This is a genomic window from Actinophytocola algeriensis, from assembly GCF_014203735.1.
Classification (GTDB): domain Bacteria; phylum Actinomycetota; class Actinomycetes; order Mycobacteriales; family Pseudonocardiaceae; genus Actinophytocola; species Actinophytocola algeriensis.
Genome location: NZ_JACHJQ010000004.1, coordinates 105430 through 118036 on the forward strand (window position 1 = coordinate 105430; position 12607 = coordinate 118036).

Annotated in this window: 16 protein-coding genes; 7 read left to right on the forward strand and 9 right to left on the reverse strand. The window is 71.1% G+C overall.

Features of this window, described 5'->3' with window-relative positions; genetic code table 11:
* Positions 1–11: 11 nt before the first annotated feature.
* The 4 genes from FHR82_RS18320 to FHR82_RS18335 all read right to left on the reverse strand — a co-directional run bounded on the left by FHR82_RS18320 (position 12) and on the right by FHR82_RS18335 (position 3143).
* Positions 12–479, reverse strand: a complete 468-nt coding sequence (locus tag FHR82_RS18320; protein WP_184811684.1) for a hypothetical protein — start codon at positions 477–479, stop codon at positions 12–14.
* 45 nt (positions 480–524) lie between these two features.
* Positions 525–1826: a lipase family protein gene (locus FHR82_RS18325; RefSeq protein ID WP_184811685.1), complete on the reverse strand. Its 1302-nt coding sequence runs from the start codon at positions 1824–1826 to the stop codon at positions 525–527.
* 96 nt (positions 1827–1922) lie between these two features.
* Positions 1923–2108, reverse strand: coding sequence for a hypothetical protein (locus FHR82_RS18330; protein ID WP_184811686.1), 186 nt, complete (start codon positions 2106–2108; stop codon positions 1923–1925).
* A gap of 123 nt (positions 2109–2231) precedes the next feature.
* Positions 2232–3143: a DUF1996 domain-containing protein gene (locus FHR82_RS18335; protein ID WP_184811687.1), complete on the reverse strand. Its 912-nt coding sequence runs from the start codon at positions 3141–3143 to the stop codon at positions 2232–2234.
* 166 nt (positions 3144–3309) lie between these two features.
* Between FHR82_RS18335 and FHR82_RS18340 the strand changes: the two genes are divergently transcribed.
* Together FHR82_RS18340 and FHR82_RS18345 are read left to right on the forward strand one after the other, a co-directional pair.
* A complete protein-coding gene (locus FHR82_RS18340; protein WP_184811688.1) occupies positions 3310–5022 on the forward strand; it encodes a discoidin domain-containing protein in 1713 nt (570 codons plus the stop codon).
* Between the two features lie 95 nt (positions 5023–5117).
* Positions 5118–6119 carry a LacI family DNA-binding transcriptional regulator gene (locus FHR82_RS18345; protein ID WP_184811689.1) on the forward strand — a complete coding sequence of 334 codons (1002 nt, stop codon included), beginning with the start codon at positions 5118–5120 and terminating at the stop codon, positions 6117–6119.
* 171 nt (positions 6120–6290) lie between these two features.
* Here the strand turns inward: FHR82_RS18345 and FHR82_RS18350 are convergent, their stop codons facing one another.
* A complete protein-coding gene (locus FHR82_RS18350) occupies positions 6291–6713 on the reverse strand; it encodes a hypothetical protein (protein WP_184811690.1) in 423 nt (140 codons plus the stop codon).
* A gap of 20 nt (positions 6714–6733) precedes the next feature.
* On the opposite strand from FHR82_RS18350, the gene FHR82_RS18355 reads away from it, so the two are divergent.
* Together FHR82_RS18355 and FHR82_RS18360 are read left to right on the forward strand one after the other, a co-directional pair.
* On the forward strand, positions 6734–7180 hold the full coding sequence (locus FHR82_RS18355) for a hypothetical protein (RefSeq protein WP_184811691.1): 447 nt from the start codon (positions 6734–6736) through the stop codon (positions 7178–7180).
* Between the two features lie 4 nt (positions 7181–7184).
* Positions 7185–7967: a class I SAM-dependent methyltransferase gene (locus FHR82_RS18360; RefSeq protein ID WP_184811692.1), complete on the forward strand. Its 783-nt coding sequence runs from the start codon at positions 7185–7187 to the stop codon at positions 7965–7967.
* Positions 7968–8254: 287 nt separating this feature from the next.
* On the opposite strand, the gene FHR82_RS18365 is transcribed toward FHR82_RS18360, so the two are convergent.
* Complete coding sequence (locus FHR82_RS18365) at positions 8255–8794, reverse strand: DinB family protein (RefSeq protein WP_184811693.1); 540 nt, start codon at positions 8792–8794, stop codon at positions 8255–8257.
* Positions 8795–8824: 30 nt separating this feature from the next.
* Between FHR82_RS18365 and FHR82_RS18370 the strand changes: the two genes are divergently transcribed.
* Both FHR82_RS18370 and FHR82_RS18375 read left to right on the forward strand, forming a co-directional pair.
* Positions 8825–9676, forward strand: a complete 852-nt coding sequence (locus tag FHR82_RS18370; protein WP_184811694.1) for a glycosyltransferase family 2 protein — start codon at positions 8825–8827, stop codon at positions 9674–9676.
* 69 nt (positions 9677–9745) lie between these two features.
* A complete protein-coding gene (locus FHR82_RS18375; RefSeq protein WP_184811695.1) occupies positions 9746–10000 on the forward strand; it encodes a tetratricopeptide repeat protein in 255 nt (84 codons plus the stop codon).
* Positions 10001–10121: 121 nt separating this feature from the next.
* Here FHR82_RS18375 and FHR82_RS18380 read toward each other — a convergent pair whose 3' ends face one another.
* A complete protein-coding gene (locus FHR82_RS18380) occupies positions 10122–10610 on the reverse strand; it encodes a MarR family winged helix-turn-helix transcriptional regulator (protein ID WP_184811696.1) in 489 nt (162 codons plus the stop codon).
* A gap of 65 nt (positions 10611–10675) precedes the next feature.
* On the opposite strand from FHR82_RS18380, the gene FHR82_RS18385 reads away from it, so the two are divergent.
* Entirely contained in the window at positions 10676–11044 is a 369-nt protein-coding gene (locus tag FHR82_RS18385) for a VOC family protein (RefSeq protein ID WP_221463992.1), read from the forward strand.
* Here the strand turns inward: FHR82_RS18385 and FHR82_RS18390 are convergent.
* Positions 11041–11712: a TetR/AcrR family transcriptional regulator gene (locus FHR82_RS18390; protein WP_184811697.1), complete on the reverse strand. Its 672-nt coding sequence runs from the start codon at positions 11710–11712 to the stop codon at positions 11041–11043. The genes FHR82_RS18385 and FHR82_RS18390 overlap by 4 nt on opposite strands.
* A 31-nt stretch (positions 11713–11743) precedes the next feature.
* Positions 11744–12583, reverse strand: coding sequence for a patatin-like phospholipase family protein (locus FHR82_RS18395; protein WP_184811698.1), 840 nt, complete (start codon positions 12581–12583; stop codon positions 11744–11746).
* Between the last annotated feature and the right edge of the window lie 24 nt (positions 12584–12607).

The window sequence follows — 12607 nt, forward strand, 5'->3', positions numbered from 1 at the left end:
CCCTCCAGTTGTCAGTGCACCCAGCCGGTGTGGTGGCGGTCGCCGTTCCCGGCCGGCCGCGGCGGTGTGCCGTCGGCCAGGGCGGCGCCGACCACGCGGACCAGCCACGCGTTGACCGACAGCCCGTCACGGGCGGCGGCCGCGTCGATGCGGTTCTTGAGGCTCTCCGGCGGGCGGAAGTTGATGCGTGCGGCAGGCCCGTCCTCCTGGACGGGTGGCGCCACCGGCTGCTCGGCCGGCGCCATCGTGACGACGAAACCCGGCGTCATCCCGCGCAGCCGCACCTCGACCGACCCGGGCGCCAGCGCGCCGGTGATCTCGTCGGCCGCCGTCGTCAGCGCCTCGAGCAGCGTGAGGCGGGTGGCCGCGTCGAGCGCGCCGACGAGCTGTTCGGCGACCGCGCGGGTGTCGTCGCCACGAGCTTGCGCCGCGGCGAGGAACTCCCTGCGCAGTCCGTCGGCGAACGGTGCCAGATCCATGGCGCCATGATGGCGCAACAATGGCGCCAGAGTCAACGCCGCACGTCAGAGCTGGCCGAACAGCCAGTCGTCCGTGCGGCCGGGATCGCGGACCGCGGCCGCGATCTCCGCCGCGGTCACCGAGTCGCTCTTGCGCGCCAGGTGCAGCACCGCCTCGGCCAGGACGTGCACCGCCGCCTCGAACCCGTCGGCCTGGCCGGCGTCCAGCCAGTGCAGGAACTCCCGCAGCTCGACCGTGGCACCCGAGCGCGCCGAGACCTCCCGCCACAGCGCGGCATAACCCCGCCGCACCGCCTGAGCCGCCGGTGAACCCGGCGGCTCACCGCACGCCTGCACCAACCGCAACGCGCACACCGCGAAGTCGTCGCCCGTCAGCCTGCCGTCGCGGTCACCGTCGCGCCTGCCGAAACCGGGCCGCCGCGCCCACGCGACGATGTCGTCCAGCCCGGCCCGCAACAACCCGAGGTGCGTGGTGTCGTGCCGGGCGAACCGCACGTCCACCCCGGTCTGCCGCATCTGCTGGTAGTACTGGGCCACCACGTCCGCGGGCACCACGTCATCGTCGTCGCCGCCGGTCAGCAGCACCGGCCGGTCCATGCGGCTCACCGGCACCCGGCACGCGTCGAGCACCGCCATGACACCGGTCCGCCGGTGCAGACCGGTGAACCCGGCGTCGTCGTTGGTGACGTGCCAGGCCGCTTCGGCGACCTCGTCGAACGTGCCCTCCGCGGCCAGCGCCACCAGTACGCGACCGGTCGGCGTCAGGAACTCCGCGCCCACCCCGGCGAGCAGGAACGGGATCAACGGCGACACTCCGCTGCCGCCGTCGGCGGTCAGCTCGGCGGCGAGCAGCGTCGGGTGCACCGGTGGCGCGATCGCCACCGTGCCGCGGAAATCCAGCTCCGGCGCGTACTGGCTCGCCACCAGGCCGGTGAACAACGCCGCGTGCGCGCCCCGCGAGAACCCGACGACGAGCCACGTCCGGCCAACGTGGGAATCCGCTCTCCTGGCCGCGCGCACGATGTCCACCACGTCGTCGGCGACGGCTTCGCCGTTGAGGTACGAGTGCGGGCCGTTGCCGTGGTGGTCGGCGACCGTGACCGCGTACCCCGCGGTGAGCCACCGCGCGACGTGTACGCGTTCCGGCACGGTCAGCCCCGGTGCGAGACCGGTGGCGTAGCTGATGACGGGCCAGCCGCCGGGCGGCGGCGACCCGAACGGCAGGAACACCGACCCGCCCGCCGCGCGACCCGAACCGTCGTATCCCGTGCCACGGAAGACGATCCGGGTCGCGTCGGCGGCGTGCGCGGGCCACAGCCCGTCGGGCAGGGGGGATTGCTCTATCACGTCGGGTCGCACAGTCGTGGAACGTAGCCCGTGCGCGACACGGTTACGGACGGGGTCACCCGGCAGGACCGGGCCATCACCCCGATGCCGCAGCGGTCAGCGGCGCATCGACCAGCGACGGCCGTTCCTGACCGGCATGCGGGTGCCGATGCCTGCCATGTGCAGGGCCAGGCAGAGCAGGCCCGCGGTGACGAACGCGCTGGCGGAGATGCCGGTGGCGGCGTCGGCCAGATCCATGATCAGTGCGATGGCGAACAGAACCGCTGCGAGGATCGCGAGCATGGCGGGATCCTTTCTGGGGACCTTCGTCCCGCCGGAATACCCCGTTCCCGCCGCGTCAACCCCTTGCGCCGCAACGGTCACCGGCACCGGTCATGTGGTACGACCAGTGCCGGCGACCGGCTCTCACGGCCTGCCGGGCAGGCGGTAGTTCGCGCCGAGCACCTGGCCGCGGTGCGGTTTGTACAGGTCAAACCCGCGCGGGTCGCACTGGAGGCCGCCGTTGATGCAGTGGCTCACCAGCGCCGCGAGCGTCGGCTCGTCCCACGCGTTGAAGAAGTCGTAGTGCCACGAGTAGCCACGACCGCTCGCCAGCCGGACCTGGCTCATGTTCCCGTCGACCGGGAACGCGATCTTGAACTCCAGCATCGGCACCGGCCTCGGGTGCGAGGACGGGCAGACGCCGTTCACCGGGTATGCCATGTGCGACTTGTGGTCCGCGGAGTCGAGCTGTGTGCCGTTCCAGCAACTCGGGGCCTGGAACCGCACGTTCAGCTGCGTGCCGGCCGGGCAGTTCGCGGGGAAGTCCCAGTTGAAGAAGCTGTTCCCGCACTCCCAGCCCTCGACCCGCCCCGGGTGGTTGCGGAACTCGTCGAGGGTCGAGTTCGGGCTGCCGACCACGTAGCGCAGGCCGGGCGGGAACGGCCGCACGTCCTGGTAGCGCTCGATCCCGGACTTGTAGTAGATGACCTGCTTGAAGTTCGGGATCACCGGAGTGTTCCCGTTGAACATCGTCGGGAACCAGTACGCCGACAAGTCGTCCGGCGCGAGGCACGACGTGGCGCCGACACCCGCGGCCTGCAGCGACTGCAGGGTCGTGTACGCGTTGGTCGTGGTGTTGCCGGTGAAGCTGTGCTCGTGCGACGCGCCCGGCAGGTTCGGCAGCACGATCGGGTCGTCGGGCAGCCGGTGCGTGACATCGCAGTTCACCTGGAACTCGTGGTGCGTCACGTCGTCCGCTGGTTCGGCAGCCGCGGGTGTGCTCAGCAGTGCCGCGACGGCCAGTCCGGTCGCCGCGAGCGCGAGATGTCGTCTCATCGGTTGTGTACTCCTCCTCGGCAGGGCGAGGGAGAGCGCTCTCCCATGAGCGTAGCTGGCGGTGTCAAGGTTGCCCTTGACATGCCCGCAACCTGCCCGCAACACTCAGAACCGAGTGGGAGAGCGCTCTCCGAACCCACTCCGAGAACCCTGCTGAGGAGTAGCGATGAAGCGCGCTCTCGCGCTCGTTCTGACCCTGCTCGCCGGGCTGCTGACGGTCGCGGCGCAACCCGCGGCCGCCGCCGCGAGCGTGGTCCGCGTGACCGGTTCGCACGGCAACTGGCAGCTCACCGTCGACGGCGCCCCGTTCCAGGTCAAGGGCCTGACCTGGGGGCCACCGATCTCCGAGGCCGCCGCGCGGATGCCGGACCTGCGGGCCATGGGCGTCAACACGGTGCGCACCTGGGGCACCGACGGCACGTCGGCCCCGCTGTTCGACGCGGCCGCCGCCAACGGCATCAAGGTGATCGCCGGTTTCTGGCTGCAGCCGGGCGGCGGACCCGGCAGCGGCGGTTGCGTGAACTACGTGACCGACTCGACCTACAAGTCGAACATGCTCGCCGAGTTCACCCGCTGGGTGAATGTCTACAAAGGACATTCCGGTGTGCTGATGTGGAACGTGGGCAACGAGTCCGTGCTGGGCATGCAGAACTGCTTCTCCGGCGCGGAGCTGGAGAACCAGCGCAACGCGTACACGCGGTTCGTCAACGACGTGGCACGCGCGATCCACGGCATCGACCCGAACCACCCGGTCACCTCGACCGACGCGTGGACCGGCGCGTGGCCGTACTACAAGGCGAACGCACCCGACCTCGACCTGTACGCGGTGAACGCGTACAACGCCGTGTGCCAGGTGCGCGACGACTGGCAGGCCGGCGGGTACACCAAGCCGTACATCCTCACCGAGGGCGGGCCCGCCGGTGAGTGGGAGGTGCCGGACGACGTCAACGGCGTGCCGACCGAACCGTCCGACGTGGCCAAACGCGACGGGTACCGCAACGCGTGGAACTGCCTGATGTCGCACACCGGGGTCGCGCTCGGCGGCACGCTGTTCCACTACGGCACCGAACAGGACTTCGGTGGCGTGTGGTTCAACCTGGTGCCGGGCAACGAGAAGCGGCTGTCGTACTACTCGGTCGCGGCCGCGTTCGGCGGCAACCCGGGCGGGAACACGCCGCCGGTGATCTCGCGGATGGACCTCTCGCGCGTCACGGACGTGCCGGCGGGCGGCACGTTCACGATCGACGTCGCCGCGTCGGATCCCAACGGTGACGCCATCTCCTACGACATCCGGCTGAACAGCAAGTACATCGACAACGCCGGTGCGCTGGTGCCCGCGTCGTTCACCGGCGGGGGACCGTTCACCGTGCGCGCGCCGGACCGGCTGGGCGTGTGGAAGGTGTACGTGTACGCCCGTGACGGGCGCGGCAACGTCGGCATCGAGACGCGGTCGTTCCGGGTCGTGGCGCCGACACCGGACGGGACGAACGTGGCCCGCGGCAAGGCGACGACCGCGTCGTCCTACCAGCAGGTGGGGGACGGGGCGCCGTTCCCGCCGTCGAACACGGTCGACGGCTCGCTCACCACGCGCTGGGCGTCCGACTGGAGCGACCCGCAGTGGCTGTCGGTCGACCTCGGCGCGGTGACCACGTTCCAGCACGTGCAGCTGGTGTGGGAGGCGGCGTACGGGCGTGCGTACGAGCTCCAGGTGTCGGACGACGGCAGCGGTTGGCGGACGGTGTACTCGACGACCACCGCTGACGGCGGCGTGGACGCCATCGACGTCACCGCGTCCGGCCGGTACGTGCGGCTGTACGGCACCGGGCGGGGCACCGGCTGGGGGTACTCGTTGTACGAGCTGGGCGTCTACCAGCGCTGACGTCGTGGTGGTGGCCGGTTGCGCGGGATTCGCTCCATGAGGTGCTTCGCGCCGGATCCCACTCCTTGGAGAGCGCTCTCCCGTACGATCGCCGCATGAGTGCACGCACGCCGGGGCGGACGCCGACGCTGGAGGACGTGGCCAGGGTCGCGGGAGTGTCGCGCGCGACGGTGTCGCGGGTGGTGAACGGCATCCGCAACGTCGACCGGGACATCCAGGAGGCCGTGCGGCGGGCGATCGAGAAGACCGGGTACACGCCGAACCGCGTGGCCCGCTCGCTCGTCACCCGCCGCACGGGCGCGGTCGCGCTGGTCGTGTCCGGTGCGGGCGGCGACGTGTTCGGTGACCCGTTCTTCGGCCGCGTGGTCAGCGGGGTCGTCGACTACCTGCGCAGGCACAGCACGCACCCGCTGCTGATGCTGGCCGACGACGACGCCGCCCGCGATGACGTCGTCTCCCACCTGCGGCAGGGCGGCGCCGACGGTGCGCTGCTGGTGACCACCCACCCGGACGACCGCCTGCCGCTGATGCTCGCGGTGGCCGGCCTGCCCGCGGTGGTGTTCGCGGGCACCACGCAGGCACTGTCGTATGTGGACATGAAGCACAAGAAGGGCGGCGAGCTGGCGGCGTGGCACCTGCTGGACCGCGACCGCGCCCGGCTGGCGTCCATCTCCGGCCCGCGGGACGTGCCCGCGAGCCAGGAACGCCTGGCGGGCTTCCGCCGGATCGCGGGCGACGACGTCCCGAACGTGGCGGGCAACTTCACCCTCGCCAGCGGCGAGGAGGCCATGGCGGAACTGCTGAGGACCCGCCCGGACCTCGACGGCGTCTTCGTGGCGAACGACCTGATGGCACAGGGTGCGCTGGGCGTCCTGCAGGCCAGTGGCCGGACGGTGCCGGGTGACGTCGCGGTGGTGGGCTTCGACGACAGCAGCGCGGCCCTGGCGTGCCGCCCGAAGCTGACGACCATCAGGCAACCGGTGGAGGAGATGGGCGCCGCGATGGCCGAGCTGCTGCTGGACCACGTCGCGCAACCCGGTCTGCCGCCGACGTCCCGGATCTTCGAACCGTCACTGGTGATCCGCGACTCGACCTAGTGGATCGCGTCCCACCGCGCGCGGACACGCGTCGCGTGCGGCGTCAGCCACGCGCGGATCCGGCGCCGCGGCCCGACCTGTCCCTCCGGCGAGGAGCCGTTGGCGACGACGCCCGTCCGGCGAGGACAAACCACGAACCCACCCCGGCCACGAAAAGGGACACAGCACTAGCTAGTCGCCGGAGATGCCCCAGAACGCGAGCCCGTGCGGCTGTCCACCCTGGTAGAGCACGGTGGCCCGGCCCTCCCAGCGGTTGATGTCCCACTCCGCGGCGGTGAACCGTTCGAAGTCGCCGTTCGTGGGTTGGTCGTGGCCGAACAACGCACGCACCTCGTCGTCGCGGAGGAGGCGGAGGACGGCGATGTCGTCCTCTCCGTCCGGGCCGCTGATCGACATCATGTCGAGGATCGAGTGCGTGCCCTCCTCCCAGAAGCGTTCGGTGTGCCGCGCCTCGTTCAGCTCGGCCATCGAGGACCAGGTGCCGAGGCCGTGGTAGTACTTTCCGTCTGCCAGAACGGTCTCCTGCAACTCCGCGAACGCCGACTCCGTGTCGGGCCGGTACCCGACGACGTAGTGCCACGCAGAAGCGCCCACGCGCCACCTCCTTCGGATCGGTGACATTGAACAGCAACGCCGCACACGGCGAGCACAGCGGTTTCCGCGGCCGGTCGGACGTGGAGTGGGCCGACCCCGACTTCACGGTCCGGGTCGCGGGCGTCGACGACCTGCTGCGCATCCAGCGGGAGAACGTCGAGCACGAGCGGACGCGCCGGTGGAGCAGTGAGAACGCCCTGCTGCGGCAGGTGTCGTCGGTGGCCGGGGTGTTCCTGTGCCCGATGCTGAGGAACGAGGCGGTCGGCCCAGAGCCGGAGTCGTACCGCTGCTGGGCCTGGTTCGTGCTCGGTACCGACGAAGGCACACAGGGCGTGACCTTGCTGGATGTGGGAAAGGACATCTTCGACGCGCTGCCCGAGCTGTACAGTCCGACCGAACTACGCAGGGTGATCAAGGTGACGATGGCCCGCGTGATGCTGGGGTCCAGGTTCGAGAACATGTGGTGAGGCAGTGCGAGTCGATCAGTCCAACGAGGACCAACTGGACTACTGGGACGGCGCCTCCGGCGAGTACTGGGCCCGTCGGGCGGACCGCTTCGAAGAAGGCGTGGCCGACTACGACTTCGTGGCCTCGGCTGGCATCGAACCGAACGACCGGGTGCTGGACGTGGGTTGCGGCAGCGGCGCGACGACCCGGACGGCGGCGGCACTGGGTGCCGAAGCGCTGGGCGTGGACCTGTCGACCCCGATGCTCACTCTCGCCCGAGCGCGCTCGAAGGACCTGACGAACGTCAGCTACGAACAGGCGGACGCCCAGACACACGAGTTCACCGAGTTCGACGTGGTGCTGAGCCGCAACGGCGTGATGTTCTTCGGCGACCAGGAAGCCGCGTTCCGCAACCTGGCACGAGCACTACGCCCCGGCGGCCGGCTGGTGCTGATGACGTGGCAGCCGGTGGCGGACAACGAGTGGATCCGCACCATCCGCGAGGCACTGCGCGCGCCGACCCCCGAACGCCCCGGCTTCGGCGACCCGGACTGGATCCGGGAACTGCTGACGTCGACCGGCTTCCAGGATGTCCGCATCGAGCCGAGAACGGCGGACATGTACCTGGGCACCGACGCCGACGACGCACTGGAGTTCATCACGGGCCAGTTCGCGTCCGCGTTCGCCCGGCTCCCCGATCGAGAACAAGCGACAGCCGAGCTACGGGCCGACTTCGCGGCACACGAGACCCCGAGAGGTGTCCGGTACGGCTCGGCAGCGTGGTTCACCCGGGCAACCCGACCTTGAGAAGAAACCCGCCAGGGCGGAGTCGCGCACCCACGCACCGGGCTGGACCGCCGCGGCCGTCGTCCCCCGACCAGCTCCGGGGTCTCGCCGGGACAGCGGGCCGCGCGATCATTTGTGGGCAGCAACCCGACTGCGGGAGTTATCCACAGGCAAGATCAACAATGCCGGGAATGTCGGTGCCCGGCGGTAGACTGGCCTCGGGGTGGCCCCCCGGGAACGGGTGGGGGATGCCTGCGTAACAGTCCTGGGGGCGCACGGTTCGATTTCGCCGCCTGACCGGGCGGGGCTCAGACTCCGACCGCGCCGTCGATGCGTTCTCGCAACAGGTCGGCGTGGCCGTTGTGGCGGGCGTACTCCTCGATCATGTGGATCAGCATCCACCGCAGCGACACCGTGCCGCGCCAGCTGTCCTCGCCCGTGACCGACAGGTCCGGTGCGGCGGCCGTCATCGCCTCCGCGAACGCCACCTCCTCCCGCCACGCCGCCCAGGCCTCCGCCGCCACCGCCGGGTCGGCGGTCGCGCCGTCGAAGTCGCCGTCCGGGGTCGTCGTCGACGAGTAGCGGGGTGGTGCGTCCTCGTTCGCCAGCACCTGGCGGAACCAGCGGCGTTCGATGTCGGCCAGGTGGCGGACCAGTCCCAGCAGCGACAGCGTCGACGGCGGCACCGACCGTTCCGCCAGCTCGGCGGCGAGGCCGGCGCACTTCGCCTCGAGCGTCGCGCGTTGTGCGGCCAGCACCCCGGCCAGCACGGTGCGCTCGTCGCCGGTCGTAGGATTCCGGAACCGACGGTCGTCCTCACCGCCGAACAGTTCGGCTCTTCTCGGCATGACCGGCACGCTAACGGTTGGAGCCGCCCCGTGTTCGTCGTCATGACCCTGCTGGTGCGGGACGAGGCCGACATCGTGGCCGCCGTCGTCGAGCACCACCTCGCCGCCGGTGTCGGCATGATCGTCGCGACCGACAACGGGTCCGTCGACGGCACCGCGGAAATCCTTGCCGCGTACCAGGAAGCGGGAGTGCTCGAGCTGCACCACGAACCCGCCCTCGACTACCGGCAGGCCGACTGGGTGACCCGCATGGCCCGCCGCGCGGCCGCCGTGCACGGTGCGGACTGGGTGGTCAACGCGGACGCCGACGAGTTCCTGTGGTCCCCGGAGCCACTGCCCGCCGTGTTCGCGTCGGTGCGCGGCGGTGGTGTGGTGGTGCCGAGGGACAACCTGGTCGCGGTGCCGGGGGTGACCGGTTCGTGGGTGGACCGGCTGGTGCTGCGGGACGAGCTGTCGCTGTCGCCGCGCGGGACCCGCATCGGCCCGAAGTTCTGCCACGTCGGCGACCCGGACGTGTCCGTGGCGTACGGCAACCACACGGCGGAGGGGCCGCGCATCGGCCCGCCTGCCGACGGGCACCCGCTGCGGATGCTGCACGTGCCGGACCGCGGCGCGGAGCAGTACCGCCGCAAGATCCGCAACGGAGGCTCGGCGTACGCGGCGAACACCGTGGTGAGCACCGACGTGGGCTGGCACTGGCGCGAGGACTACGACCGGCTGCGCGGCGGCACGTTCGACGACACGTACGCGAGCAGGCAGTCGGCCGTGGCCGAGCGGGCGGCGCGCGGTGAGCTGGTGCCGGACACCCGGCTGCGTGACCGGTTGCGTGCGCTCGTGCCCGCCGCCGTCCTTCCGGAGCAACTCGCGAAGGTGGTCGGCTGAGCCGGAAGGCGGTTGTCCGGGCCCGGTGGCGTACCTACGATTCGCCTGGTCTCACCGACAGGGGACGCCATGACCGACGCACTGATCGCAAGCATGCGAAGAGCCGTCGAAGCCGCGCCCGACGATGTGGTGCTGCGGCTCCACCTCGCGGAACTACTGGTGGGCGCGGGGAAGGGCGACGATGCCGTCACCCACCTCGGGGTCGTACTGGCCGCGGACCCGGGCAACGGCAAGGCGCACAGCCTGATGACCAGGGCCGTCGGCGGCGCCCCGGACCACCAGGACTTCGACTGGCAGGCAGCGGAAAACGACCTGCGCGCGTAAAACGTGCGGGCCCCAGTACGTTGCGCAGGCATCCCCCACCCGTTCCCGGGGGGCCACCCCGAGGCCAGTCTACCGCCGGGCACCGACATTCCCGGCGTTGTTGATCTTGCCTGTGGACAACTCAGCTGTTGTCGCGCCACCAGATGGCTGACGTGGGGGTGCGGCGGGTGGCGGCGGTGGACTGGGCCGCGGACATCGACTCCGCCAGGCGGGTCACCTGTGCTGTCAGTGTGGCCAGGTCGGCTGCCGGCCAGTCGGCCACCGCGGGCGTGAAGCGGGCCACCAGGTTGTCGCGGTAGGCGCGTAGTGCCTGTTCGCCGGCGGGGGAGAGGGTGATGGCGTAGCTGCGGCCGTCATCGGTGTCCGGGGCGATCGTGATCAGGGCCTTGTCCTGCAGTGCGCGGACGTGCCGGGTGATCGACGGGAACGCCACCTCCAGCACCGCCGCCGCATGGGATGGTTTCAGTGCGCCCTTTTCCGCGCCAGCCAGCGTCAGGATGCCCACGTCCACCTCGTCCAGTGGTTGGTCCGCCACCCCGCGGTGGACGTGCTTGGCGCACTCCCGCAGTGCGGCCATCAACTGCAGTACCACTGCACTGTTTACTTCCACCAAGTAAGTATATGTCGAAACGGTGCTGAACCGTTCGTCGGCTGGGAAACGAGAGGAGCACGATTGTGATCATTGCCCTGCCCACCGCCGACCGGGTCGGCGCGCACGAGTTCTACCCGAAGGCCTTCGGGTTCGAGGCGTTCGGGCCGGTCGCCGACGACGGGGTGCCCGAGCCGCTCCAGTTCCGGCTCGCGGACGACCTCGTTCTGATGCTCATCCCCACCGGCGGGTTCGGGTGGACCGTCAACCGGCCCGTCGCGGAGCGGGGGACCAGCGAGGTCGCTCTGTCGATCACCGTCGACGACGTCGACGTGGCCTTCGGGAGAGCGGTTTCCGCAGGGGCCGAGGTCGTCGCGGAGCCCGAGCAGAAGCCGTGGGCCTACACCGCGGCCGTCGCCGATCCGGACGGGCACGTCTGGTTGCTCACCAGCTAGTCGGCGATCCGGTCCAGCCACTCCGTCAGCAGCGCTCGCTCGTGCACCGTCAGTGCCCGCGTCTCGGGCAGCGCCGCGCGGAGGGCCACCGCCGCGCTCGCGACACCCGGGGCCGCTACCGGCGTGTCGGTGGTGATCGCCGCGAGTACCGCCTCGCGGGTCAGCGTGGACGCGGTCAGGTCGCGGCTGTCCGGTGGTTCGGCGATCAGCGTCAGCGTCGTGCCCACACCAGCCGCGTGCACCACGTGTGCTGCTCGTTCCTCGGTGACCCGCAGGCGGCCGGCCTCCGCCACCCGGCGGATCAGCTTCGCGAGCATCTCGGCCGCCGCCGTGGCCGCGGGAGTCGAGCGGCCGGGTCGCGGTTCGCCGTAGATCAGGGAGTACAGGGCCGGGTTGGCCAGGCCGAAGCCGATGTGCACGTCCCAGCCCGCGCGCAGGTCCGCCACCGGGTCGTCGCTGGGGGTCTGCCCGGCCTTCTGCTCCAGGTACGCCCGGAAACCGTGTGCCGCCACCGCGTCGAGCAGGCCCTGCTTGTCGCCGAAGATGCGGTAGATCGTCGGGGCCTGGACGCCCGCCGCCGCGCTCACCGCGCGCGTCGACACCGCCTCCCGGCCACCCTCGGTGAGCAGCGCCGTCGCGGCCTCGACGATGCGTTCCCGGGTGTCCATGTATTCGACGATAACAGGATTTTGTTAGCGGTCAGTCGCTCCACACCTCGCGGACCGCGGCCACCACGGACGCGGCCTGGCGCAGGCCGGCGCGGGCCGCGTCGGCCCGTTTGGCCGGGTCGAGCAGGTTGCGGCCGAACGCCCGCACCGCATCGGGATCCGGGCTCACCAGCGTCACCGCGGCATCGCCCCGCAACCGGGCCACGTGTGCCGCCGCGCCCGGCATCGGGCCGAAACCACGCGTCACCGGGGCCAGCAGCACCACCTTGTCGTACCCGGCGGCCAGGTCCGCGTTCGTGCCCGACCGGGTGCCGCCGTCCATGTACCGCCTGCCGTCGATCGTCACCGGCGGCCACACACCGGGCACGGCACAGCTCGCCGCGACCGCGTGCACCAGCGGCACGCCCGACTCGCGGTCGAACACGCGGAACTCGCCGGTCTCCGCGTCCACCGCGGTGATCCGGAGAGCGGTTTCCGACGGCCACTCCTTCACCGGCAGCCGCGAGTCGATCACCGCGACACGGGCGGACGCGTCACCGTCCACCCGCAGCGCCAGGCGGCCGAGCCGCTGCCGGACCTTGCGTGGCGCGTGCGATCCCACGAGCATCGCCAGGCCGTACCGCAGCATCGTGCCCGTGCCGAACGCCCCGGCCAGCTCGCCGTCCGGCGGCACCAGCTGCGCCTCGTACCGCACCGCCGGGTCGAGACCGTTCGCCACCTGCGCGCCCACCACCGAGCCCGCGGACGTGCCGACCACGAGATCCGCGTCGGAGAGCGCGATCCCGGCCTCCGCCAGCCCGGCGAGAATCCCCCATTCCCATGCGATTCCCGTGATCCCGCCGCCACCCAGAACAAGCGCCCGTCGCGTCATCCGCCCATCATGCCGCTCCGGCTA